This is a genomic window from Halalkalibaculum sp. DA3122 (assembly GCF_043951865.1).
Classification (GTDB): Bacteria; Bacteroidota; Rhodothermia; order Balneolales; family Balneolaceae; genus JAMQKA01.
In genome coordinates, this window is sequence record NZ_JBINJF010000041.1 from 1 (window position 1) to 26,598 (window position 26,598).

Here is a 26,598-nt window from a genome sequence, read left to right on the forward strand (position 1 = left end):
TCCCAGAAAAGCCTGATGCCCGAAAAATACGGCTGGGAGGAGACCCCGCCCGTCGTGCCGGGACCCGATGGAACATACCCGGTGCCCGTGCCCGGCGAGACTGAAGTATTATAGTCCCTCAAAATTCGCGGATGCTTTAACAGGCGGTCTCTTAAACGGGTACCGCCTGTTTTTTTTGTTCCGGGTACGCCATTTATTGTAAAGTTTTCAAAAAAGTTGCATAAAGAGTGAAAAATTCTATCTTGTAAATAGAACGCCTGCCTATCTTTATGTAATTTTTTACTACAGGGGTTCACGTCAAAGAAAGGGGAAGGAAACTTTATGGATCATTGCGACAAATTTGATTCGCTGCCGGATTCCGAAATTTGGCAACTGCTAAAAGAAGGAAATCGGAAAGCTCTTAAAACGTTATTTGATAAATACTACAATGACCTGTACAGCTATGCCTACAAGATAAGTCGTGACAAAGCCCTCTCAAAGGATTGCGTACAGGAGCTTTTTTATCGGGTTTGGGACCGGAAGGAGCATCTTTCCGATATTTCATCCGTGAAGGCGTATCTATGGGTTTCGTTGAGAAGAGATGTTTTTAAAGCGATCAGCAGGGATGACAAAACGATACACAGCGAAGATATTATTTCATACCCTGAACTGTTATCGTTCACACATGAAGATTTTATCATTCAAAAAGAAAAAAAAGAAGAGCAGAAAGAGGCTCTCCTTCGAGCTCTGAACAATCTGCCTGACCGGCACAGAGAAGCTATTTTTTTAAAATATTTCAACGGCTTAAGCTACAGCGAAATACAGCAGGTGATGTCGGTTAACTATCAAACAGCACGAAACTATATCTATCACGGCGTGAAAGCCTTAAAAAAAGAATTTGAGGGTAAAATATTCGTATCCTCAATCAAGGAAGCTATATAGGCCGAAATTACGGGTATGGCGTGTAGCTAAGAATATTTTTTTTGTAAATAGCGATTACAAGCTCTTTCCTAACCGCTCTTTACTAGTATAGTGACTGAAGTTGTCAATAACCTTGGTGGTTTCAGAGAGGGGGAGTTAATGGGTAATAACAGCTTGTCCATAGATGAATTAACCCAGGATATCTCTTTTATCCGCTGGGTGAAGGGAACAGCCCGACCGGAAGAGATAAAGAAATGGGATGCATGGCTCGGCGAAGTGCCTGAAAACCGCTGCCGGGCTCGGAAAGCACAGCAAAAAGTGTTGGGGATAAACTTTGTCACCCGGTCGGTTTTTGACCTGGAACTGGAGTGGTCGGAGCTCGACCAGAGGATTACCGGCAGCATTCTTTCATCCAAATCGGCACCGGTTGCACCGAAAAAGTATAACCGGATCTTAAAAACAACAGCATCGGCTTCGGTTGTCATTTTGGCAGCGGACGTCGGACCGTTTCCGCTTTTTACCGGGTCGGAGAATCTCCCGGCCGTACAGGCTGAAACCGAATGGACAACGGTAGAAACTCCATACCGTCAGCTTAAAACAGTTGCTTTTTCTGATGGCTCCACCATCATTCTTAACGCCAATTCTTCTGTTACGTTTCCTTCTTGCTGGATGCGTACAAGGAGTGCAGAGCTTTTTCTGGAAGGAGAAGCCTATTTCTCCATCCCGGATCGAAATTCTGCGGATACCATACCGTTTAAAGTCACAACGACCGATGGTACCATTTATGTAACGGGCACCAGGTTTGTTGTTAAGACGGATGAAAACAATACGGCTGTAGCACTTGAAGAAGGGGCCATTACCGTCACAAGAAATCTGGACGGCGAGCCCCCCGCAGTCGCCTACGAGGTAAAACCCAATGAACTTGCTGTTTTACACAAGCAAGACGCACACGTCAGCATTTCAGCAATATCAAATATAGAAGTGTTCACTTCTTGGACCGACCACAAGTTGGTGCTCGACAGCTCACCTTTTAGTTATCTGGTTCAGCGAATAAAAGAGACATACGGAACCAACGTCACCGTTACCGACGATCGGCTGTATCACCGGAAATTAACGGGATCAATACAATTAAAAGACCTGTCGCATGTCGTGCAGTCCGTTTCTGATGTAATGGATATCCACGTTACTCAGAAAGACGGGACTGTGTATTTCGGAAATAAAAACCGGTAAAAAAGAAAGGGAAAATCATCACAAATCAAAAAAATACCATGGCAAATCCATATCTAACTTAATAATAAAACTTATAAACATAGGGACAATGAAACTAACAAAATCAATTTTCCCCATCCTGGTGGCGATCTGCATGATCGTACCGGATCTGTCAGCCCAGGATGAACTTGACAATGCATTAACCCTGAATAGCCGGACCAATATTCACCTGGTGAAGTCGGGGACATTGCTGAGCGACGCACTGGCGGAAATCGAGGAAAAATATAATGTTGTTTTTCTTTATGAAAGCCGCTTGCTGGAGTCCAGAGTAGTGGACCGTGAATTTATGCTGTCGGATGACAACTTAATTAAGGGCGTGCAGGATATTATCGAGGAATACCCGCTGAAGCTGAAACAGCTGGATCACAGCCTGTATGGCATTATTCGGGATGAGTTCGCAGAAGCTGAAAAAGTATATATAGAGCTTGTAAGCGGGCAAGTAACCGACAATGCCGGGGAATCACTGCCCGGTGTGAATATCCTTGTTAGCGGTACCACGATCGGCACGACATCCGACACGGACGGCAACTGGGAGCTGGAGGTACCCTCGCTACAGGATACGCTGGTTTTTTCTTTCGTGGGATTCCAGACCCAGGTAGTTCCGATTGAAGGCCGCACGGAGATAAATGTGACGCTGATTCCCCAAACCTATTCCGGTGAAGAGCTGGTGGTGGTAGGGTACGGCACACAGACACGGGAAACTCTGACCGGCTCTGTAAGCTCGGTTTCCGGAGCCAGGATGGAAAAAGTTCCTGTTACGAACATGGCCAACAGCTTGACCGGCCAGCTGCCGGGCATTGTAACGGTAAACAGCAGCGGGGAGCCCGGCTATGACGGGGCAACCATTCGTATCCGTGGGGAACATACCCTGAACAACAACCAGCCCCTGGTTGTGATTGACGGGGTTCCCGATCGATCGGGAGGCCTGGACCGGCTGAATCCCCGGGATATTGAAAATATCAGCGTACTGAAAGATGCCTCGGCGGCAATTTACGGTTCGCGTGCAGCCAACGGCGTAATCCTTATTACCACAAAGCGGGGGCGGGAAGGGGCTCCCCAGTTCACGCTGAATCTGAACCAGGGATTTAATCAGCCGACGCGCATTCCCGAGATGGCGGACGCGGCCACCTACATGACGATGCTGAATGAGATCGATAATTACCGGGGCCTCGGCGACCGCTATACACAGGAACAGATCGACTGCCACAGAAACCAGGAGGACCCGTGGCTGTGCCCGGATACCGACTGGTTTGCCGAAGCGCTAAAACCGATGTCATTTCAATCCCGGGCTGACATGTCGGTGTCGGGAGGCGGTGAATCCATAAAATACTATCTTTCATTCAGTGGATTGACCGAAGATGGATACTACGAGAACAGCGCCACCCGCTACAACGAGTACAGCTTCCGTAGCAATATCGACGGACAGCTTTCCGAAAGTATCACCCTTTCCTTCGACGCCCTGGGGCGATTTGAAGATCGCAATTTCCCAACCGAGGGGGCCGGCGCCACTTTCCGCATGCTGATGCGCGGCAAACCGAACGAACATGGATTCTGGCCCAACGGTCTGCCTGCACCTGACATCGAGAACGGTACCAACCCGGTAGTCACCGGAACCGATGCCACCGGCTATGACGATGACGAACGCTATTATTTCCAAAGCAATGTCAGGCTTAAAGTCGAAATTCCGGGGGTCGAGGGACTGGCCTTTGAGGGAACGGCCTCATATGACAAGGATTTCCTCCAGCGTAAACGGTGGCAGACGCCGTGGACCCTCTATTCTCTTGAGGGCTTTGACACGAATGGAGACGGCATCGCCGACGGGATGGACAGCAGCGGGGAGCCGATCTTTAACTCCAGCCTCGTACCCAACCAGGACGCCAACCTTCAGCAGTGGTCTGAAACAGGCGATGGCATATTGCTGAACTTGGTGGGAACCTATCAGCAGGATATTGGGGATCACTCCTACAGTGTGCTACTGGGAGCCGAACGGCAGGAAGCCAACAACTCCGGGTTCTGGGCCTTCCGCCGCTACTTCCCCTCTACCCAGATTGATATACTTGATGTGGGGGGCGAGGAGCAACAGGATCTTGGGGGCGGTTCACGACAGGTAATTGATGACCGAAATAACCAGGAAGCCCGGCTCAACTATTTTACCCGCCTGAATTACAACTATCAGAGCAAGTATCTCTTCGAATTCGTCGGTCGGTACGACGGGTCCTATATCTTTCCCGAGGGCGAACGGTTCGGTTTCTTTCCCTCTTTCTCCCTGGGATGGCGACTGAGCCAGGAAGACTGGTTCCAGGATGCTACGGGCGACTTTTTTGACGAGCTGAAGCTACGTACTTCCTGGGGACAGACGGGCAATGACCGTATCGAAGAATGGCAGTTCCTCTCCACCTATACGTTTGGCGGGGGATATATCTTCAACAACTCGGTGATGCAGAGTATTTTTCCGGGTCGCACGCCAAATCCAAATGTAACATGGGAGGTAGCCAACCAGTTTGACGTCGGCATAGAGTCAGCAATCTTTGACAACCAGTTGTCGATAGAATTCGACTACTTCAACTACCTGAGGGAAGATATCCTGTGGTGGAGAAACGCCTCTGTTCCGCAGACAGCTGGCCTTGAACTCCCGAGGGAGAATATCGGTGAAGTGAAAAGCTGGGGATTCGATGGCTCCATCTCATGGCGCAAGCAGCTGAGCTCCAACTTCCTGATCGATGTTGCGCTTAATGGTGGCTATGCTACCAACGAAATCCAGTACTGGGATGAACCGCCGGGAGCTCCCGAGTGGCAACAGTCGACGGGAAGAATGATGGAAGCTCCGCTTTTGTACAACGTCATCGGTGTATTCAGCAACCAGGAGGAAGTAGATAACTACCCCCACTGGGATAATGCCCGACCCGGTGATCTTATTTTTGAAGATGTGAATGATGACGGTGTAATCAATTCAGATGACCGAATCCGGGTGGAGAGAACCGATCTTCCAAAATGGAACGGGGGATTAAACATCAGTGGCCAGTACAAGTCCTTCGACTTTGTCGTATTCTTCCAGGGTGCGGCAGGCGCTTCTCAATGGGTGCAGACCCAGTCCGGAGATTTTGGGAACTACTTCCAGGAGTTTGCGGAAAACCGGTGGACCCCCGACAATCCGGATGCCTCGGGACCGAGAGCATTTCAGCGTGAAGAGGAATACTGGATTTCTCAACAAAACACCTACTTCTACCTGAATACGGATTACGTCCGCCTGAAAAACCTGGAAATCGGGTATAATGCTCCCACTTCGTTCACAAGCCAGTTGGGACTTGACCGATTGCGGATATATGCAAACGGGTTCAACCTTTTGACGTTCAGCGACTTTTGGATGGATCCGGAAGCACGCAATGCCTCAGGATCATACTACCCGCAGAAAAGGGTTGTTAACCTGGGACTCTCGCTGTCATTTTAGCGGTTTGCCGGTGCCCGCCTGATCCCGCAACAGCTCGGGTGGGCACCTCCCTTAAAACTATTGAAGATAAAAGGAAATACGATGAAGAAACTACACACTATATATCAAATACGATTTAAGGTTCTGGGCGTCCTCTGCATCCTGTTTTTATTCGGGTCGTGCAGCGAAGACGTACTGAATCTCAGTCCCACGGACCAGATATCTGACAACACCGTTTGGGAGGATCCCGCGCTGATTGACCTGTATCTGGCAGATATTTACAGAAGAATGCACCACGGACTTGACGAGGTCAAGCTTTCCTCACTCTCGGATGACACGCATTTCATCCACGGGTACGGCACGATCGAAATTGTGCAGGGCATCTCCAGCCCGAGTAATATCGGGGCCTGGGGGCGCGGCGATCTCCGGCACTTCAGGTGGGATCATCTGTACAGCGCCATACGCCAGACCAACATTGTGCTGGCCAATATCGATGAGGCCAATGTCAGCGAGGAGTTCAGAGATCACGTGAAAGGGGAGACGCATTTTTTGCGCGCCTTTTTCTATCACAATCTCGTCCGAAATTACGGCGGTGTCCCGATCGTTACGCAAGTCTTTGAGCTTGATGACGATTTGCTGGTTCCGCGGAACAGCTTCGAAGAGAGCGTCAACTTTGTGGTGGAAGAAGCCGACCGCGCTGCAGCCCTGCTCCCGCTGGAAGCCCGCGATTTAGGTCGGGCGACCCGGGGTGCGGCACTGGCGTTGAAATCGCGAATACTGATTCATGCGGCCAGCGACCTGTTTGCGGATCCCATCGGTTCAAATCCTGAAGTGACGGGGTACACCTCCGGCAGCCAGGAGGCTCGCTACCAGGCTGCCAAGGATGCTGCCGAAGCCGTAATGAATATGGGAATCTACAGCCTCTTTGAACGGGTTCAGGGTGATCCCGCCACGAATTATGAGCAGATCTTTATTGTAAATGAAGATCATGAAGAGACAATCATGGCGCGCTTTTTCCTCGGAAGCCGCGACTGGCAGGATCGCTTCCTGCCCCACCAGTTTAACGGTCCGAACGGTTATCGCGGGTGGGCTGGTAACACCCCGCTGCAGTCGCTGGTCGACGCCTACGAGATGGCTGACGGCACTGCGTTCGACTGGAACAACCCGGATCACGCCTCCGATCCCTATGCCAACCGGGACCCCCGCCTTTATGCCTCTATCCTTTTTGACGGGGCTCCCTGGGTAACGCCTCCCTCCTTCAGGGAACCGTATGACGCGTTCGGAAACATCCAGACGTTTGAACGGGTGACGCTCCCGGATAACTCGCAAGTTGTGGGGGTTGATACCCGAAACGGTCCGATAGAGGACTGGAACGGCAGCTATTCCCGCTATTATTTGCGGAAATTTATCGATCCCACGCTGCCGCCACAACAGCGGCAGGAAACCCCGTGGATCTACTTTCGTTACGGGGAAGTGATACTCAACTATGCTGAAGCGTGCATCGGACTTGGAGAAGAGCAAAATGCAAGGGATGCCATCAACATGATTCGGGAACGGGCGGGCATGCCCGACATCACCGACAGCGGGCAGGCGTTGATTGAGCGGTACCAAAATGAACGTCGTGTGGAGCTTTTTGGTGAAGAACACCGGCTGTTCGATATCCGGAGGTGGAAAACCGCTCCCACCAAGTATGAAGACGCCCGTGGTATCCTGATAACTGCGGAAGCGACCGATCCCAGGGATCGCAGCACATATTCCAATTACACCTATGATCCCACCCTGCACGTGCAAGACAGGGCGTGGGATGACAGCCACTATTTTGCACCGATCCCGTTTGACGAGATCAATCGAAACGACCAGCTGGTGCAGAACCCGGGATATTAATCCCGTAAAATGCTGAAAAGCAGTTCATAATTGTGAAGCAGGTCCGATGGCGTTGGACCTGCTTCTTTTTTACCACCGTTTGAGGAAGCATGAGCAGAGATTCGTGAGGTTATCTCACGTCAGGCGGGCGAATTTCGCTAACGATAACATAATGTATTCCCGTTTAGAGATTCATAGCACCTTGCTACACCTATTCCTCGGTGTACTGACCGGTTTTGCTGCCGCTCCCATTCAATCGGCTGCGCAGTCTTCGTTGGTGCAGGGAATAGTGACAGACCGCGCCTCGGCACGCCCACTGGAAGGAGCCAACGTAGTCCTTCAAAAACCGGGAGGCGAGCAGGAGATTCGCCGCGGGATGGCCACCGACAACAACGGATTTTATCAGATTACGAATGTGCAGCCCGGTTTGTACCTCTTCCAGGTCAGCTTCGTGGGATATACGACATTCAAGGATACACTGACACTGGAACGAGAAGAGATACGGACGGTCAGCGTAGCCCTGGAACCGGATGAAGAACAGCTCAGTGAGCTTGTCGTATCGCCACTGCGGGGAGCAGCCCGGCTGGAGGCGGGCCGGCAGGAAATATCGTCGGTGGAGATCCAGCGGGTTCCGTCTCCCTCGGGTACGGGTGATCTTGCCAGCTACCTCCAGGTTTTGCCGGGTGTTGTATCGACAGGAGACAGGGGCGGACAGTTTTATATTCGCGGTGGTACACCCACCGAAAACATGGTACTGGTCGACGGAACATTGATCTTTCAGCCTTTTCATATTCTGGGCTTTTTTTCGGTATTTCCGTCGGACCTGGTCAGTGAAGTCAATTTTTATGCGGGGGGATTCGGGCCGCGCTACAGCGGGCGGCTCTCCTCGGTGCTGGACGTGAAGATGAGGGACGGCGATCGTTACCAGCCGAAGGGAGCGGTCAGTCTGAGCCCGTTTCTGGGAGAACTCGCGGCTGAAGGCCCTGTTAAAAAAGAAAAATCCTCCTTCATCGCCTCGGCACGACGCTCTCTTGTTGAGCAAACCAGTCCCTGGCTGCTCAATGAAAAACAGCCGGTCCATTTTGAAAGCCAGTATCTTAAAATAAGTCACTTTGGAGAGCAGGACTCCCGCTGTTCCGCCCTGGCGCTCCGGACGCTCGACCGCGGCCAGCTGGATATCGAAGGTACGGAAGTGACCCAGTGGAAAAATTTTCTGCTGGGGGGTCGGTGTGTTGTGTTGCCGGTTGACACCGACCTGCTGTTTGACCTGAACACCGGTTTTTCTCACGTGTCAAATGCGGTGGGCAGCCGCGGTGACCCGGAAAGATTTTCATGGATTACACGGTTTAACCTGGATGCCAACATCACGCGGTATATCCGGCAGACAAGATTCAACTATGGACTTTTTGTACACATTCAGTCGCTGAAGTACGATTTCAGGGACCAGTTTCAGGTGCCCCAGCTGGCGGCTGCTCATCTGTTGAACGGAGGAGGCTACTTGGAAGCCACCATACCTGTGGGTCGACAGTTACGGCTGTACCCGGGAACAGTTTTTACACTCTACCGGGAAAATTATAAGACAGGGTTGCAACCCCGCTTCAGAGTTACCTGGCAGCCGCGCAATAGGGAGGATGCCGCGTTGAATTTGGCGTTAGGCCGCTATACGCAGTCGCTTGTGGGACTTAGCGATACCAGAGACGCCAGTTCTGTTTTTACCGCTTGGATGCCCGCCCCGGTTGGAACAGCTAAAAAAGAATCCATCCATGCGCTGATGGGGTGGAACCAGGCGCTGGGTCGGGGTATTCATTTTACGGTGGAAGCGTATCATAAATGGTTGCGAAACATCCCGGTGGCAATCTGGAGCACGCTGGCGGAATTCACGACCGATCTGGGCCTGGCCAACGGGCGCATCTACGGTAGTGATATCCGCCTTGAATTAAATTATCACAAGTGGTATGGATTCCTGGGCTATGGATATACATGGACGGAGTACCAGTCCGCGCAAGATCATTTCAGCATCTGGTTTGGAGAACCGGTCCAGCACTATCATCCCCCGCATGATCGCCGGCACAAACTCAATGGATTGATGAGCATGTCGCTTGGAGCGTACGAGTTTGCATTTCGCTGGGAGTTTGGCACCGGGGTGCCGTTTACGCGACCGATCGGGTTTGACGAAATATTTTTCTATAACGAGCGGCTCCCGGATCTGAAACGGGCATTCGGCACCTCGCGTGTCATTCTCGAAAAGCCGTACCAGGGTAGGACCCCGGCCTATCACCGGTTGGATATTTCGCTAGAACGCTCGTTCAGATTTAAAACCGCCAGCCTGGCACTGCAGATCGGGGCAGTAAACCTGTATGACAACAACAACCTTTTCTATTATGATGTTTACACTCACCGGCGGGTAGATCAGCTGCCCCTGGCTCCCTATCTTTCTATAAAACTCGGGTACCGCTGATGATCCCACTCCGCAAATTTACACGAAATATGACCAGTAGTTTCGGGTTCGTTGCGCTTTTTCTATGCAGTTTGTGGGTGGTTGGTTCATCCTGTGAACAGCCTTTTGAGCCGGTTCGGGAAAATGAGCGACATTTCTTTTCCATCAACGGGTACCTGGATGTATCGGCCGACACCCAGTGGGTACGGGTGATGCCGGTTCGAGAAACTATAGGCCTGTCCCCCGGACTGCCGGTCCCCGTGGTGGCGCTTGAACACCTGCAAAGTGGTCAACTCGGTACCATGAGGGATTCACTTTTTCGATATGCGGGCAATCGGTACGCCTATATTTTCTGGTCGACCATGCAGATTCTGCCCGGAGAGAGATACCGGATTTCGGTAACCGACTCCGCTGGCCGCAACAGCTACGCAGAAGTTACGCTCCCGCAGGATTTCCCGGTCCCGCAATTTAGTGAACCTGAATTCGGAGCCGATATCCTGACTATTCGGCAAGTTGAACGGCTGGCTGATGTGCAGGTGGTCTACCGCATACTCTACGATGAAACCGGGAAAACAGTTGAGGTTTCGTTTCCCTTTCTGCAACAGAGTGTCTTTATTCCGCCGTCAACCTACCGGGTTTCGATTAATCCCGATTTCGGGCGCTCTATGATCCGTGAAATGTATTGTGGCATTACCGTGACCGAGCGGAATGTGTTTGTGGCCTCGGGCGGTCCTGAATGGGTGGATTTTCTTTCCCTTGACCGCCATACGATCGCTTTACCTGAAGGGGTATCCAATATTGAAAACGGGGTCGGATATTTTGGAGGAATTCTCAGTAAAACCTTTCCCTATGTGAACAGTGAAGGAGATCGGGGGCTGTTTCAGGTGCCTTGCCCTTCGTAGATCTCGTTGACACTTAGCCCGGATTTCACCAAGAATTTTTTTAACAAGGCGAAGGGCAAAGGGCCGCGCAGGCGTACGTTGGTACATTGAACAGGTGATTTGTCCTTCAACGCAGCTGAAAGGCCCATTTCGCAGCCTGTTACGAACTGTAATGATGATTTGGCAGTAAAAAATGGGATAAGTTATGGTCATCCATGAAGTTACATGATTTTATCCAAAATACTCGTGAGAAACCCGGGTTAGGACGTTCACAAAAGTCACGCTCTTCCCCGTAGGGTCTTCCTAATCATCCTTGCTTGTGTTCATTTTGAGTGGTTGACCCAGGCTCAAAAATGCGGGGTTCAGTAAAATTGCTATGGCAACAGAGTACCACTCAGGGTTTGAAATGGGCAGTGACCTCCGTTGGGTCGTTGGTACTTCGGCCTTCGCGGATATGCAGAATTTCATTCAGATTAAGTTCTGGCCCCTTCAGCGTATCGGTCCGCCCCGAAGGCCATTGGATGGAAAGTTTTTTAATGACTGATCTCCCCAGCCCAAAGAACAGTGATTTGCTGCCCGAACTCAGGTAGGAGTTGCCCGCCGAGACAATTTGATGTTGGGTTAATCCATCTTTTCGCTCAATAGAAACACGGGCACCGATCGCATCCCGGTTGGAAACCGTCCCTTCAAGATCAATTTTGATCCAGTTGTTTCCAGCAGTCTGGTTCAGAAGCAGCTGCGGGGCAGCCCCGTCAATATTGGAAAAGATGAGATCCGGTGTCCCCGAGCGATCCATATCGATCACAGCCAGCCCGCGGGTGAGCTGGTTATTTGGAAACTGTACGACGCTCTCCGTAACATCTTCAAATCCCCTATTGCCGGTATTTTTAAAAAAGAGGTTTTCCGCCTCCTCATATTGATCCCAGATAGGCCCGCCTGCCATCGCCAGGTCCAGGTGCCCGTCCAGGTCAAGGTCAACAAATGTGATACCCCAGCCAGAAGAGCGGGCGCTCGGTATTATGCCGGTGTAGAAAGTGGCAAGATCGAACCGAAGATTTCCATAATTCCTGAACAGGGTGGTCATCTGGGGCGCCAGGTTGGTCATAACCAGGTCCATGTATCCGCTGTGGTTAAAATCGGCGGCATCCACTCCCATGCTGCTTTTGTACTCATCGACAAACCCCGCCTTGCCTATTTCAAGGAAGGTCCCCTCGCCGTTGTTCAGGTACAACCTGTTGGGCGACATATCATTCGTGATATAGATATCGGGCCACCCGTCGTTGTTAAAGTCAGACCAGATGGAAGAAAGGCCCTTTCCATTCTCACGGTAACCGGTTTCATCACGGTTTGTTATGCCGGTCTCATCTGTTACGTTGGTAAACGTGCCATCCCCGTTGTTTCGGAAAAGCACGGAGGACTGCCCGTTATAATCCACCGGGATGAGCGCCCCCCTCCCGTAGTGCGCAGGACTGTTAATATCCCAGTCAACATTGTTAATTACCAGAAGATCCACGTGCCCGTCCCGGTTATAATCTCCGGCAGATGCGGCAGCTGCAAGGCAGGGGAGGGCTCCGCAAAGTCCGTCCAATGCAACGCCCGCCGAGGCTGTAATATCGGTAAAAGTTCCCCCGTGATTCTTGAAAAGCTGTCCGCCGTTGTATGCAGCAATATAAAGGTCCTGGCTGCCGTCATTGTCAAAATCAAAGAAGAGCGCCCCCATCGGGTAGCCGCGGATATTATTTAGTCCCGCTTCTGCGGTTCGGTTTTCAAATGTTCCGTCTCTCCGGTTCAGGTAAAGGGCCGATTGTGAGTATGGTTGTGGATAATTCGGATCAAAAGAGGGCATACCCGTAAAGAAGAGATCCTCCCAGCCGTTGTTGTCAATATCGGCCACGGCTACTCCTCCGCCCATTACTTCCAGGTAGCTGGGATTGGCCCCGTAAATCGGGGCTCGCCTGTAGGAATCGAGTCCGGCCCGTTTTGTTACGTCAACCAGTTCAATGTTGGGACCCGAAAGAAATTCCATTTTGTAGAAACCGGAATAATAGCCAATGCCCGCAAGCAGAATAACAGCCAGGCCGCCAATGGCGATATATAATAATCTCAGGCGGGCGCCCTGAATATTTTTTGTTGAGCCGGACATAGGCAGATGTGGATATTGCACTTGTTGATGTTGGCAATTGTAGGTAAAATGAAGAAAAAAGTTTTTCGAAACCACTGGTTGGTTCAATTTTTTGAACAGGCAGGCTGAATCGCCAGAACCCGGTGCCGGGAATACAATTACGGAACATTTAATATGGGCAGGGAATTGAAGTTTATGATAACGGTTTCTGCGGTGCTGCTGGTAACGGCGCTCTTGTTTCAGCTGCTGCTCGTTCCCGGACCATTCGAGAATAAGAAACAACAGTCTGCTGCCGATACCGGTCCTGACCCCGATATACCGGAAGGGAGACGGTTGTCCGAGATACACTGCAGCAGCTGCCACAAGTACCCGAGTCCCGGGCTGTTGCCCTGGCAAACCTGGCGTTTTGAGACGCTGGGGGCAATGGCTCCCTTTCTGGGAATCGATGATCCCTCGACGAGCAGTGGTTCACGTGACCCGCAAAAAAATCCCTACATCCCTGACAGCGTGTATCCGGCGGAACCCAGGGTTAGTGAGGAAGAGTGGCAAAAAATTCGTGCTTTTTACCTGTCTGCTGCCCCTCGCAAATTAGCAAGGAACGAAGCGAAACCCCGGATAACGGTCGACTCACTTTACTTCAGATCCCGTACGCCGCGTATGATGCCGCCAGACTTCCCGGCGGTTACTGCAGTTGCATTTGATCCTGGGAACCGGGTGTTATTCATTGGAGAAGCTAATGAAAGTAGGATATTGATTTTCAATCAAGAGCTGGAGGAGGTGGAGCTTTACGACACCGATTCGCCGGTCTCCCATATTAAGATTCTCGGCGATACTATGAAGCCGGGACCACGCAAGATCTTAATTACCCTGATCGGAAACCTGTACCCGGGTGATGCCCCATATGGGTCGGTGCTGTACGCACGTTATGATGCCGAAGATCAGGTCATGCAGGTGGATTCCGTTCTCTGGGATCGTATAGCCCGCCCTGTGGAAAGTCAGCTTGCGGACCTGGATGGAGATGGATCAGACGACCTGCTGGTCAACGAGTTCGGGCACCGTGCCGGAAACCTGTTTTGGATGGACAATATTGGGAACAAGGTCCAACACGAAAAAAAGATACTGATCGACCGGCCGGGCTGCATTCAGTCGCATGTAATGGATTATACCCGGAATGGCCACCGGGATATCTTGGCACTCTGTACCCAAACTGAACAGGCGATATATCTTTTTGAAAACAGGGGAGCAGGGGAGTTCCACAGGCAGACATTGCTCCGGTTCGAGGTTACCGCCGGGTCCAGTTCGTTTGAAGTCCATGATTTCAATCAGGATGGAAACCCGGATATCCTGTATACCAGTGGAGATAATGCCGACTTTTCCCAGACGCTGAAGCCGTATCACGGCGTCTATATTTATTTGAATGATGGCCGCGGCGAATTCACAGAGGCGTGGTTCTACCCGGTAAACGGTGCATACAATGCAAAAGCCCGGGATTTCAATGGTAACGGCCGGCTGGATATCGCCGTAATTTCCTATTTTGCCGATTATACGAATAGTCCGGAAGAGGGCTTTATTTATTTCGAGAATCAGGGAGATCTGTCTTTTATCCCATACCATCACCCGGCGGCCGGTGCGGGAAGATGGCTGACGATGGATGTAGCAGATTGGACCGGCAACGGAAGGCCGGATATTGTGTTGGGCAGCTTCCCGGAAGGCCCCTTCGCAAATACCAGCCGAAATTCGGAGCAGTGGAGAGGGGGACCCTGTTTTTTGGTGTTGGAAAATCAATCGCACGGGGCGGAATGAAGTTGTCATCTTCCGGCAGTGAAGACCCGGGGCCGGCTGTATAACTAAGGATATGATTCTATCACGGAAATAAAGCTAACCAATTGTTTGCAATCAATTTATCAAACGTGAATCGAACCTGTATTAAAACATTATCCCTGTTTTTAATAGTTGTCGGGGTTTGGGCGGGATGCTCACCGGACAGCGACCTGCAGTGGCACCAGGAAGAGGACTATCGCTGGGCGGAACTTTCACCGGGATTTTGGGGCGGCACCGGGTTTCGTCAGCTTAACCCGTCGTCGACAAATATTGAGTTCATCAACCGGGTGTCGGACCAGGATGTGCTGGAAAACAGGAACTATCTCAACGGATCGGGAGTGGCCGCCGCGGATGTAGACGACGACGGGCTTGTCGACCTCTATTTTGGGCAGCTGAACGGCCCCAATAAACTGTATAAAAATTTGGGAGGACTCCAGTTCAGCGATATTACGGACGAGTCGGGCGTGGCGCTCGAAGGATACAACACTTCGGGCGTCCTGTTTGAGGATGTGGATGGAGACGGGGACCAGGATCTGTTGGCAACTTCTCTCTCAAAACGGAATGAACTCTATATCAACGATGGGAAGGGGTATTTTGAACGGCGGGAAAACAGCGGGCTTGGGCCTTCAAAAGGAAGCAACACAATGGCGATGGCGGATATTGACGGGGATGGGGACCTGGATCTCTATATCACCAACTACAAGTTGAAAACCGCCCGGGATATCTTTACTGCTGACGAGCTGGCACTCCAAAACACCGTGGAAAAAAGGGGCGATTCCCTGGTAGTACTTCCACCCTACGATGAGTATTTCGGGATTATTGAAACGGAGGGTCAATCCTACCGCAACGAATATGGAGAGGAGGATGAGCTGTACCTCAACGATGGGAAGGGATATTTCCAAAAGGCCGAAAACCTGAACCAGCGGTTCATCAATTATGACGGGGAGGGAAAAGGATTGTCCCGTGACTGGGGGTTAACGGCAAAATTTTACGATATCAACGGTGATCACCACCCCGACCTGTATGTGGCCAACGACTTTTGGACCCCGGACCGCATCTGGATAAACCAGGGCGACGGAACGTTTAAAGGAATTCGCAGGAATGCCATTCGCAGCATGAGCTTCTCTTCCATGGGGGTCGACTTTTCAGACATTAACCGGGACGGGCGGACCGATATATTCGTTACCGAAATGTTAAGTGCTGATCACGAGCACAGGATGCGGCAGATCTCCGATTATCTCGATCCCATTGATGGCCGCCCGCAATACAATCGGAACTCGCTGTACCTGAACCGGGGCGACCACACGTTTGCCGAGATTTCATACCTGGGTGACCTGGAGGCAACAGAATGGTCGTGGGCCACCAAATTTTTGGATATCGATCTCGACGGGTACGAGGACCTGCTGATTACGACCGGGAACGGGAATGACTACCAGGATATGGACACCCAGATTGAGATGCAGCGGCGGGATCAAATGAAACCGGGTTCGGGTGACCTGCTGAAATACCCGGTATTGAACCTGCCGAACAAGATGATCAGGAATAACGGGGACTTGACTTTTACCGACAAGAGTGCCGAATGGGGATTTACGGATCAGGATATATCGCTGGGAATGGCCGTGGCCGACCTCGATAACGACGGAGATCCCGATCTGGTGATAAACCGGCTGAACCAGGGGGCTTCGCTCTACGAAAACCGGTCCAATGCCCCGCGGATCGCCGTGCAGCTCATCGGACTTGAACCCAATACCGCGGGAGTAGGGGCCAAAGTTGAGCTGCGCGGCGGCCCCGTTCCCCAGCAAAAAGAGGTGACCTCCGGGGGCGACTACGTATCGGGATCCCAAAAGACAGTTTGGTTTGCCGCTGATAAAGATAACCCGGACCACCAGCTTGTCATCCGCTGGCCTGACGGCAAAAAGAGTACAGTCGACAATCTCCGGGCAAACAGGATATACGAAGTTGAACAGCCCGGCGTGAACCAGGCCGAAAAAGACGTTGACAGTACATACCCCGAAAACCTTGAGACGATGTTTGAAGATATATCGGACCGGATCAACCATGTTCATCACGAAGCACCGTATGACGATTTCATGGTACAACCGCTACTGCCGCGAAAATTAAGTAGACAGGGTCCCGGCGTTTCCTGGCTGGATTATGACCGGGATGGGGATGACGACCTGTTTGTAACGTCCGGAAGAGGAGGCTTGATCGGGATCTATTCCAACAGGGGAGACGGGGAATTTCACGCCACTTCAATCGATGGGGTCTCGACGGAAGCCCCGGGTGATCAGACCGCTGTCATCGGATGGGGGGAGGAGGGGCAATTCCAGCTTGTCCTGGGGTACTCCAATTTTGAGGGGGGCGATCCCGGGACCCCATCAGCACTACAGGTGAAGATACCGGCAAAAAGCGCCTCTGTTGTGCATGATATTCCCGGGATCCTTTCCAGCACGGGTCCCATAGCCGCCGCCGACTACGACGGTGACGGGGATGTAGACCTGTTCGTGGGCGGTAGCTTTATCCCTGGCCGTTATCCCGAGGACGCTTCATCAAGGTTGTTCCTCAACGAAAACGGCACGTTTATACTCGACCAGGTTAACTCGCGCAAGCTGTCTGGTATCGGGCTGGTCTCCGGGGCGGTATTCAGTGATTATGACCGGGATGGTGACCCGGACCTGCTGCTTGCCCGCGAGTGGGATTCGATCGTGCTCCTTGAAAACAGGGAGGGCAACTTTAACGACCGCAGTTCAGACCAGAAACTGGCTGGCTACCGGGGATGGTGGAACGGCATCACAACCGGCGATTTCAACAATGACGGTCGCCCGGATATCGTAGCAACCAACATTGGTAAAAACAGCGTTTATCAGCTGGAAAATGAACAGCCATTGAAACTATACTACCAGGATTTTAATATGGACGGAGTGCTGGATATTATAGACAGCTATGTTGAGCCGGCCACCGGCCGGTATGTCCCCCGGAAAAAGCTGTACGAGTTCGATTCTCTGCCGTTTATCTACCGCTATGTCAACACGCACGAGCGGTTTGCCCGTTCGTCACTGGCCGATATTTTCGGGCAGGACTTCAGCCGAATTCCATCGAAAGAGGTTAATATGGTGGAGCACGTTCTCTTTTTGAATACCGAACAGGGCTTTGAGCCGCATCCGCTCCCCCTGGAAGCGCAGTTCAGCACCGCATTCCAGGCCGTGGTGGCCGACTTTGACAACAACGGGAATGAAGACCTGTTTTTGAGCCAGAATTTTTTCCCGTTTCCTCCCACAATACCGCGGGCGGATGCAGGACGTGGCCTGATGCTGCTCGGGGATGGAGAGGGTAATTTCAATGTTAAAAAGGGACATCAGAGCGGGTTGGAAATTTACGGGGATCAGCGGGGATCGGCAGCGGCGGATTTCGACGGAGATGGCAAAACGGACCTGGCAGTCTCCCAAAATGGAGATAGCACCAAGCTGTTTTTAAACCGGTCAGAAAAACCGGGAATACGCGTACAACTTGTGGGCCCGCCCGAAAACCGGGAAGCGGTCGGTTCTGGAATCCGGCTGTTATACGAAGATGGATCGCGGGGACCGTGGCGCGAAATACAGGCCGGGACAGGATACCGGTCCCAGCACAGCAAAGTACAGGTTATGGGGTCCGCCGGACCGGTGACGGGAATTGAGATTACATGGTTCGATGGAAAAAGCACTCGCGTGGAGGCCATGGAAGTAAACAGGAAATATGTGATCAGGTACCATTAAAACTACCGGTTCCGGCAGAAAGCGGCTGGAGTATTCTTGTATTATTAACACTTATTTTTTATTCTCAGGAAGTGGTTTCAGTGAGTGACTTAAGATAAAAATAACAGCCTGTCTCAGGTGGTCATCGCAGCTAATAAGGGAAAGGGTACTACATGAACCGACCGGATAATCTGGATCTGGTGCCGGATGTACAAATCTGGAAATTATTAAAAAGTGGAGATCGAGCAGCGTTAAAACAGCTGTTCGAACGCCATTACCATGACCTGTACCTGTATGCCTACCGGTTGAGCGGAGACAGGTTCCTGGCTAAAGATTGTGTCCAGGAGCTTTTTTTCAGAATATGGGACCGCAGGCAGCACCTGGCAGACAGCTCGAATGTAAAAGCCTACCTGTGGATTTCGCTCCGGAGAGATGTATTCAAGGCGATCGACCGGGAATTTCATACCGTCAGTACTGAGGATATCATTTCGTATTCAAGCTCGATATCATTTACCAAAGAAGATTTGATCATCCGCAGGGAACAGAATCAGGAGCAGACCGAGGCCCTTGTCAACGCGTTGAATGCACTTCCCGACCGGCACAGGGAGGCGATTTTCCTGAAATATTTTAACGGCATGGGATACGAAGAAATCCAGCAAATTATGTCGATTAATTACCAGACCGCACGCAACTACGTGTCAAAAGGGGTTAAGGCACTTAAAAAGCAATTGGAAGGTCGTACGTTTATCTCCTCCTGGGAGGCGATCATGTAGCTTTTCTACTGCACTTTATCCCTACCATAAACTTATTCCTAATGGTGTTGGTACCACGGCTTCCTGGAAACGATTTGGTAACCCTCTTTCGTGGCCAGGATGTTTTTTTGTATGCCCAAAAACCAGCCTGGCAACCACACTACCGTTCATTAACCCGGATTATTCACCAGGAAATTTGGTTGTGCACGAGGCGAAGGAAACATGACCGCGGAGTAGTACAGGTGTACAGTGAGCACCTCATGTTTACTTCAACGAAGTGCACGGCCCAATTCCGCAGCTATTTGTGAGGATACCCAAATTTGAGCTACCGGGTACTATCGCTGGATATCATAATATCATTGGCTTAAGCCGTAATTTGTTCTACTTCGTGAATAATCCGGGTTAAAGTTTCCCCGCTCCTCCCTTAATTAATACTCCTGCTGTTGCTGTACAGGCCCAGTTAACATCGTTATTGCCGGGTCACAACTTTTTTTTAAAAAAATCCATTACAAAGCAACCAACTGGTGCTCTTTATTATCTGATTATGTTTAAGAAAGAATTTTTATAACCGAATAGGTTTGGATAATGGAGATTTCATCGGTAGAAGAATTAACAAATAACCTGTCGTTTATCCGGTGGGCCAAAGGGTCCGGATCCCCGGAGGAGATGAAAAAATGGGATCGGTGGGTTTCTGCCAGCGCCAGGAATGAACAGCTGGCGCGGCGTGCGCAGCAAGAGGTGCTTGGAATCGATTTCGTCAACACCGGGTCTCAGGAACTGGATTTGAACAGGGAATGGGATGAGCTTGAACAGCGGATAGACCAGAAAAACAGTCTCAAAAGATATGCAGTTTCTTCTGCTCAGCGCCGGCAGCGGGGCAGTTGGTACCTTAAAATTGCCGCGGCTATGTTGGTGGCTGCACTGGCGGGCGTGGTATCCTACAATATCGTGTCCAACCAGAAGGCGAACTCGGAGCAGCAGGCCCAGCTGGAATGGAGGACCATTGAAACCGATTTCCAACAACAAAAAACGATTGCATTGTCCGACGGCTCCACGATACGCCTGAACGCCAATTCTGCTATCACCTACCCGGCAGGATGGGTGCGCGGCAATCTCACGGAAGTGTACCTGGAGGGGGAAGCCTACTTCACGATTGTCAGCAGGAAAGAGGGCAACCAGCCTCCCTTCCGCGTTATTACCGATGACGGTGTCGTAGAAGTTATGGGAACCCGATTTGTAGTAGCAACCAGTGAAAAAGACACCCGCGTGGGACTGGAAGAGGGCAAGGTGTCGATCCGGAAAAGCAGCGATGCTGAGGGAGGCGACACCGAATCGAAAGAGTATATCATGCAGCCCAATGAAATGGCTCAATTCAGCAGGGATGCGCAAGAGGTCAACATCAGCTCTCATAAAAATCTTGATATCTACACCTCATGGATTGACCAAAAGCTGATACTGGACAGCTCGCCCTTGTCATATCTTATCTACCGAATCGAATATACCTATGGTGTGGATGTCGTGGTGAACGACGAAGAACTTTACGAACGCAAACTGACCGGAACAATACAACTAAAGGATCTGGAGTATCTGACCCAGTCCATTTCAGAAGTGATGGACGAGGAGGTCTCCCTGTCCGACGGGAAGGTCTATTTCGGAAATCTTAATTAACAACAAAGGGGGTTTTCTATCAAAAACCGCAACAGACCAAACATACAACCTATAACCACAACTACAATGTTAAAGCACTAAATACAGGGATTATGAAAATACTTAAATCTATTTTTAGCGTCCTGGTTGTGTTCTGCATGCTCGTGCCGGATGCAATTGCACAGGATAAGATTGACAATGTGTTTACCCTGAACGACCAGAAAAAAGTACATCTGGTGGAATCGGGGACACTACTCAGTGACGCACTGGCAGATATCGAAAAGAAGTATGATGTTGTTTTCCTTTATGAAGATCGCCTGCTGGAGTCCAAGCGGATCGATCGGGAGGTTGTGCTGACTGAAAACAGTATCATGAAAGGGGTCCAAAATGTGATCCACGGATATCCGCTGGCCCTCAAACAACTGGATAACAGGTTGTTTGGTATTATTCGTGCTGAAGTTCCCGAGAAGGAAGAGAACCAGAATATGGAAACCGTCAGCGGGCAGGTTACCGACAATGAAGGTGAAACCATCCCCGGTGTTAATATTATTGTGAAGGGGACTACCACCGGTACCACGTCGGGAGTCGACGGCAACTGGGAACTGAATGTACCTTCCCTGCAGGATACCCTGATTTTTTCATTTGTCGGGTTCCAGCGACAGGAAGTACCCATCAACGGCCGCACCTCCATCGATGTGACGCTCATGCCACAAACCGTTTCAGGAGAAGAGCTTGTAGTTGTGGGTTACGGTGAACGCGAGAAAGAAACCTTGACCGGCTCCGTAAGCGCGGTTGGCGGCGAAGATCTGGAGAAGGTGCCTACCAGCAATGTTTCCAATACGCTGGGCGGCCGCATTCCAGGGCTTGTTACCGTAAACAGCAGTGGAGAACCCGGCTATGACGGATCCACTATTCGCATTCGCGGTAACTCTACGCTCGATGATGATCGCGGTGACGGACTCGATACCAATGCTCCTCTTGTCGTAATCGACGGGGTTCCGAATCGTTCCGGCGGACTTGACCGCCTGAACCCGGAAAATATTGAGAGCATCAGTGTACTCAAGGATGCTACCGCAGCCATCTACGGTTCACAGGCTGCTAACGGTGTTATTCTGGTGACCACCAAGCGTGGAACCAGCCTTGCAGGCGGACCTCAGTTTAATCTCAAATTCAACCAGGGGTTTAACCAGCCAACCCGTATTCCGGAGATGGCGGATGCCCAGCAGTACCTGAGCATGCTTAATGAGATCGATCACTATCGCGGTCGCCCGTTGAGCTATACTGAGGATGAGATTCAGAGATATGGAAATCCCGATCACCCGGAATATGATCCGTGGCTATATCCGGATACCGACTGGTTTGCAGAAGTGCTGAAGCCGATGTCGTACCAGACCAAGGCCGACATGTCCGTTTCCGGGGGAAGTGAAAATGTCAGCTATTTCCTCTCTTTCGGAGGTCTTACTGAAGATGGCTTTTATGAAAACAGCGCCACCCGTTACAACCAGTACAACTTCCGCAGCAACATCGACGGGCAGATTAACGACAACATCAGCCTGCGGTTCGATGTCTCCGGCCGCCTGGAAGACCGCAACTTCCCGAACCGTTCAGCGGGCAGTATTTTCCGCTTTACGATGCGCGGGAAGCCACACCTGCCGGCCCGATGGCCCAATGGACTGCCGGGACCCGATATCGAGAACGGAACCAACCCGGTTGTAGCAGCCACCCCGGAAACGGGCTACTCTGACGACGAGCGATACTACTTCCAGAGTAACCTTGGACTGGATGTAGACATTCCGGGCGTTGAAGGCCTGGGCGTGCGGGCAAATGTGAGCTACGACAAGAACTTTCAGTCCGTCAAGAACTGGCAAACACCGTGGACACTCTACCAGTTTGACAGTGGAGCCTACCAAAACGCGGGTGATAACGCGGATCCGGAGCAGTTCCTGACGGGAGCCCCCCGCGGATTCCCCGAACCACGACTTTTCCAGGAGTCAAGTGAAGGCTACAACGTACTGTTGAATCTTGTTGCGGAATATCAGCGCGATTTCGGGGATCACTCCACCAGCTTCCTGCTGGGTACCGAGCAGACCCGTTTTAAAAGCAACTGGTTTAATGCATTCCGTCGCTACTACATCTCCGATCAGGTAGACCAGATGTTTGCCGGCGGCGATTCAGAAAAAGACAATGACGGAAGTGCTTCAAGTGGTGCGCGACTGAACTACTTTACGCGAGTTAATTACGACTACCAGGACAAGTACCTGTTCGAGTTTGTCGGCCGTTATGACGGTTCCTATATCTTCCCTGAAGAGGGACGATTTGGATTCTTCCCAGCATTTTCAGCGGGATGGAGAATTTCGGAAGAAGATTTCTTTTCCGACAACGTCGGTTTCATTAATGAGTTGAAACTGCGCGCCTCCTGGGGACAAACCGGTAACGACCGTATCGAACCCTTCCAGTATCTCGCGCCTTACGGTTTTGGAGACGGGCGCGTGATGGGCGGCGGATCTATTCAACCCTCCGTTTACCAGACTCGGGTACCGAATCCGGAAGTTACTTGGGAGGTTGCAAACCAGCTTGACGTAGGTATCGATGCAACGATGCTCAACGACAATATTTCGTTGACCTTCGACTACTACGACTACCTCCGCGAAGACATTCTCTGGTGGCGCAACGCTTCCGTTCCGCAGACATCAGGACTCACCCTTCCGCGCGAAAATATCGGTGAGGTTCGCAGCTGGGGATATGACGGATCCATCACCTACCGCAACCAGGTGGGGAACGATTTCTTCTACGATGTAACCCTGAACGGAACCTATGCGCTGAACGAAATCAAGTTCTGGGATGAGGCCCCGGGCGCGCCCGAATGGCAGCAGTCCACCGGCCACCCGATGTTTACCAGTCTCTATTACGTAGCAGACGGTATCTATCAAACCCAGGATGAGATCGACAACTCAGCACACTGGGATGGTGCCCGACCCGGTGACGTGATTTTTAAAGACCTGAACGGCGACGGCGAGATTACCGCCGACGACCGTAAGCGGATTGACAAAACCGATGTTCCGAAGTTTACCGGGGGACTTGAGTTTTCCGCCTCGTACAAAAACTTCGATTTCATCGTGTTCTTCCAGGGCGCGACAGGCGGCGTGGTCTACACGCAGACCGAATCTGGAGAGATCGGAAACTTCCGTGCCGATTTTGCGGATAACCGATGGATAGGAGACCTTGACGGAGACGGATCTCCTGACCGACCCAGCACCACCGATCCACGCACGTGGAACCGCGGTGATGAGTACTGGGCCAGCAATGCCAATACCTACTTCCTGGAAGAGACCGACTACATTCGCCTGAAAACGGTTGAGATTGGATACAACCTGCCCACCGACCTGCTTGACAGGCTGGGTATGCGGAGCATGCGGGTCTACACCAACGGCTTCAACCTTGCCACACTCAGCAAGATCAAGTTTATGGATCCCGAAGCCGGCGCCGGTAATGGTCAGTATTACCCGCAGAAGCGAATTATCAATGTCGGTTTATCCGTATCATTCTAAGCAAAAGTAAATGATCATTATGAAGCAATTTATTTATACATCAACACTCGTTTGTTTTGTATTCCTTGCCATGACGGCTTGCGATACCTCGATCCTGGACAAACAGCCTTTGGATACGGTATCGGAAGAGAATGTCTGGCAGGACCCAGCATTAACGGAAGCGTACGTAAATGAGCTGTATGTCGGCATGGGAAGGGGCTTCGGGGAGACCATGATGTCCTCTCACGCCGATGAATCACATTTCATTCACGGGCGCGGTACCATCGATGTTGTACAGTCCAACATCAGTCCCAGCAACATGGGAACCTATACGGATGATGAGTTGAGCCATACGACATGGGGAGCAATCTACGAAAATGTTCGTTCTGCGAATATTTTCCTCAACAACATTGAGGATGCCGCCGTAGAGGAGTCACTCAAGGAGCGATTGACCGGCGAGGTCTACTTCCTGCGCGCCTACTTTTACTACATGGCGTTCCGCCAGTGGGGAGGCGTCCCGCTTGTGGATCAGGTGTATGAACTCGGGCAGACTGAGGAGATGCTGATTCCGCGAAACACACTGGAGGAGACTGTCAACTTTATCGTTTCCGATCTCGATGAAGCCGCCTCGCGATTGCCGCTCGAGTACAGCGGCGAAGATGTGGGACGAGCCACCCGGGGTGCTGCTCTGGCACTGAAATCGCGCGTGCTGCTTTACGCGGCAAGTGACCTGTATCACGATCCCAGTTGGGCCGGCGGGTACAGCAATCCGGAATACATCAGCTACTCCGGTGCCAACCGTACCCAGATGTGGCGAGATGCCAAGAATGCAGCCAAAGCGGTAATGGACCTGGGAGTCTACCAGCTTTATGACCAGAACCCGGATCCGGTGGCCAACTACACGGAGATGTATCTCAACAACTCCTCCGAAACAATCATGAGTCTCAACGTGAACTCGGAATTTCCCTACGAGTACAATGAAGCCGATCACGGCCTCTACAACGGGCCCAACGGCTATCACACCTGGGGTGGTAACGTTCCGATTCAAAAGCTGGTTGATGACTTTGACATGGAAGACGGCTCCGAGTTTGACTGGCAGGAGTTTGAAAACGGAGACCCGGTGTATGGCGACTCACCGTATGAAAACCGCGATCCCCGCTTCTACGCCAACATTATGTATGACGGGGCCGACTGGCAGCAGCGTCCACCGGACGTAACGGGGGATCCCGAAGGACGGATTCAGACTTTCCTAGAATACTACAACGTGGACGACAACGGCAACCGGCTCAACCCGGATAATCCCATTCCCGGACTGGATACCCGCAGTAGTCCTATCGAGGACTGGAACGGAACCACGACCGGCTATTACGTACGCAAGTTCATGGATCCGGCCGTGGATCACCAGAATGAGATCCAGGAAGTTCCCTGGCCCTATTTCCGGTATGCGGAGATTCTCCTGAACTATGCGGAGGCTTCCATCGAACTGGGTGAATATGTCGACGCCCGCCGCGAGCTGAATAAGGTCAGATCCCGTGCCGGCATGCCGGACATTACGGAAAGCGGGCAGGCGCTGATGGAACAGTACCGGGATGAACGCCGAATTGAACTGATGTATGAAGAACATCGCTTCTTTGACGTTCGTCGCTGGATGATAGCCCCGGACGAACTGGATGACAACGCCCTGGGTATCTACCTGACGGCTGAGCACAACGAAAACGACCCCTATTACGAGTACACCTACTCGGATATCGAGCTGATCGAGGTTCAGCAGCGGGCGTGGGAAAACAAGATGTACCTGTACCCGATCCCCCGCGAAGAGGTCAATCGAAATGATCAGCTGGTGCAAAATCCACTGTACAGCACAAACTAAAGAACACTGGTAGTCACGCGAACCATGTGAATAAACACGTAAATTGCTGGAACGTGACTTGGTTTGTGAGATATTCAGCAACTGTGCTGTTATAAATTATGGAAGCAGGCTGGAACTTCAGCCTGCTTCTTTTTTTATCTTCAACCGTTATTCAGGAACTGCTGAAAACACTATATTAATTTTGAGTGGAAAGAAAACCGGGAACTCCTTTTCTTTGCGCTCAAAATTGGATATGCTTTCGAGTTCAACCAATAACTAAAACCAAAGGGATATGAACAGGAAAACATTTTTACGCAACAGTGTGCTGGCGGGCTCGGCGATGGCTGTACCCGGGAGTGTGAAGGGGATGAC

General features: G+C 51.3%; 13 protein-coding genes. 12 read left to right on the forward strand and 1 reads right to left on the reverse strand.

Annotated features, from left to right (window positions below):
• Positions 1-321 precede the first annotated feature (321 nt).
• The 6 genes from ACG2F4_RS17590 to ACG2F4_RS17615 all read left to right on the forward strand — a co-directional run bounded on the left by ACG2F4_RS17590 (position 322) and on the right by ACG2F4_RS17615 (position 10,798).
• Positions 322-921 (forward strand): RNA polymerase sigma factor, encoded by a 600-nt coding sequence (locus ACG2F4_RS17590; protein WP_395262218.1) that lies wholly within the window; start codon positions 322-324, stop codon positions 919-921.
• A 138-nt stretch (positions 922-1,059) separates the two neighbouring features.
• Positions 1,060-2,130 (forward strand): FecR family protein, encoded by a 1,071-nt coding sequence (locus ACG2F4_RS17595; RefSeq protein WP_395262219.1) that lies wholly within the window; start codon positions 1,060-1,062, stop codon positions 2,128-2,130.
• An 88-nt stretch (positions 2,131-2,218) separates the two neighbouring features.
• A complete protein-coding gene (locus ACG2F4_RS17600) occupies positions 2,219-5,617 on the forward strand; it encodes a SusC/RagA family TonB-linked outer membrane protein (RefSeq protein ID WP_395262220.1) in 3,399 nt (1,132 codons plus the stop codon).
• Between the two features lie 81 nt (positions 5,618-5,698).
• Positions 5,699-7,480 (forward strand): RagB/SusD family nutrient uptake outer membrane protein, encoded by a 1,782-nt coding sequence (locus ACG2F4_RS17605; protein WP_395262221.1) that lies wholly within the window; start codon positions 5,699-5,701, stop codon positions 7,478-7,480.
• 181 nt (positions 7,481-7,661) lie between these two features.
• Positions 7,662-9,917, forward strand: a complete 2,256-nt coding sequence (locus ACG2F4_RS17610; protein ID WP_395262222.1) for a carboxypeptidase-like regulatory domain-containing protein — start codon at positions 7,662-7,664, stop codon at positions 9,915-9,917.
• Positions 9,918-9,946: 29 nt separating this feature from the next.
• Positions 9,947-10,798 (forward strand): hypothetical protein, encoded by an 852-nt coding sequence (locus ACG2F4_RS17615; RefSeq protein ID WP_395262224.1) that lies wholly within the window; start codon positions 9,947-9,949, stop codon positions 10,796-10,798.
• 373 nt (positions 10,799-11,171) lie between these two features.
• Here ACG2F4_RS17615 and ACG2F4_RS17620 read toward each other — a convergent pair whose 3' ends face one another.
• Complete coding sequence (locus ACG2F4_RS17620) at positions 11,172-12,920, reverse strand: CRTAC1 family protein (RefSeq protein WP_395262226.1); 1,749 nt, start codon at positions 12,918-12,920, stop codon at positions 11,172-11,174.
• A gap of 174 nt (positions 12,921-13,094) precedes the next feature.
• Between ACG2F4_RS17620 and ACG2F4_RS17625 the strand changes: the two genes are divergently transcribed.
• The 6 genes from ACG2F4_RS17625 (at position 13,095) to ACG2F4_RS17650 (ending at position 26,247) form a co-directional block, all read left to right on the forward strand.
• A complete protein-coding gene (locus tag ACG2F4_RS17625) occupies positions 13,095-14,702 on the forward strand; it encodes an FG-GAP repeat domain-containing protein (protein WP_395262228.1) in 1,608 nt (535 codons plus the stop codon).
• A 107-nt stretch (positions 14,703-14,809) separates the two neighbouring features.
• Positions 14,810-18,472: an FG-GAP-like repeat-containing protein gene (locus ACG2F4_RS17630; RefSeq protein WP_395262229.1), complete on the forward strand. Its 3,663-nt coding sequence runs from the start codon at positions 14,810-14,812 to the stop codon at positions 18,470-18,472.
• Positions 18,473-18,624: 152 nt separating this feature from the next.
• Positions 18,625-19,224 carry an RNA polymerase sigma factor gene (locus ACG2F4_RS17635; RefSeq protein WP_395262230.1) on the forward strand — a complete coding sequence of 200 codons (600 nt, stop codon included), beginning with the start codon at positions 18,625-18,627 and terminating at the stop codon, positions 19,222-19,224.
• Positions 19,225-19,788: 564 nt separating this feature from the next.
• Positions 19,789-20,871 (forward strand): FecR family protein, encoded by a 1,083-nt coding sequence (locus ACG2F4_RS17640; RefSeq protein WP_395262231.1) that lies wholly within the window; start codon positions 19,789-19,791, stop codon positions 20,869-20,871.
• 92 nt (positions 20,872-20,963) lie between these two features.
• The gene (locus ACG2F4_RS17645; protein WP_395262232.1) at positions 20,964-24,398 is read left to right on the forward strand and encodes a SusC/RagA family TonB-linked outer membrane protein; all 3,435 of its coding nucleotides are present in this window, start codon (positions 20,964-20,966) and stop codon (positions 24,396-24,398) included.
• A gap of 19 nt (positions 24,399-24,417) precedes the next feature.
• Complete coding sequence (locus ACG2F4_RS17650) at positions 24,418-26,247, forward strand: RagB/SusD family nutrient uptake outer membrane protein (RefSeq protein WP_395262233.1); 1,830 nt, start codon at positions 24,418-24,420, stop codon at positions 26,245-26,247.
• Positions 26,248-26,598: the final 351 nt, after the last annotated feature.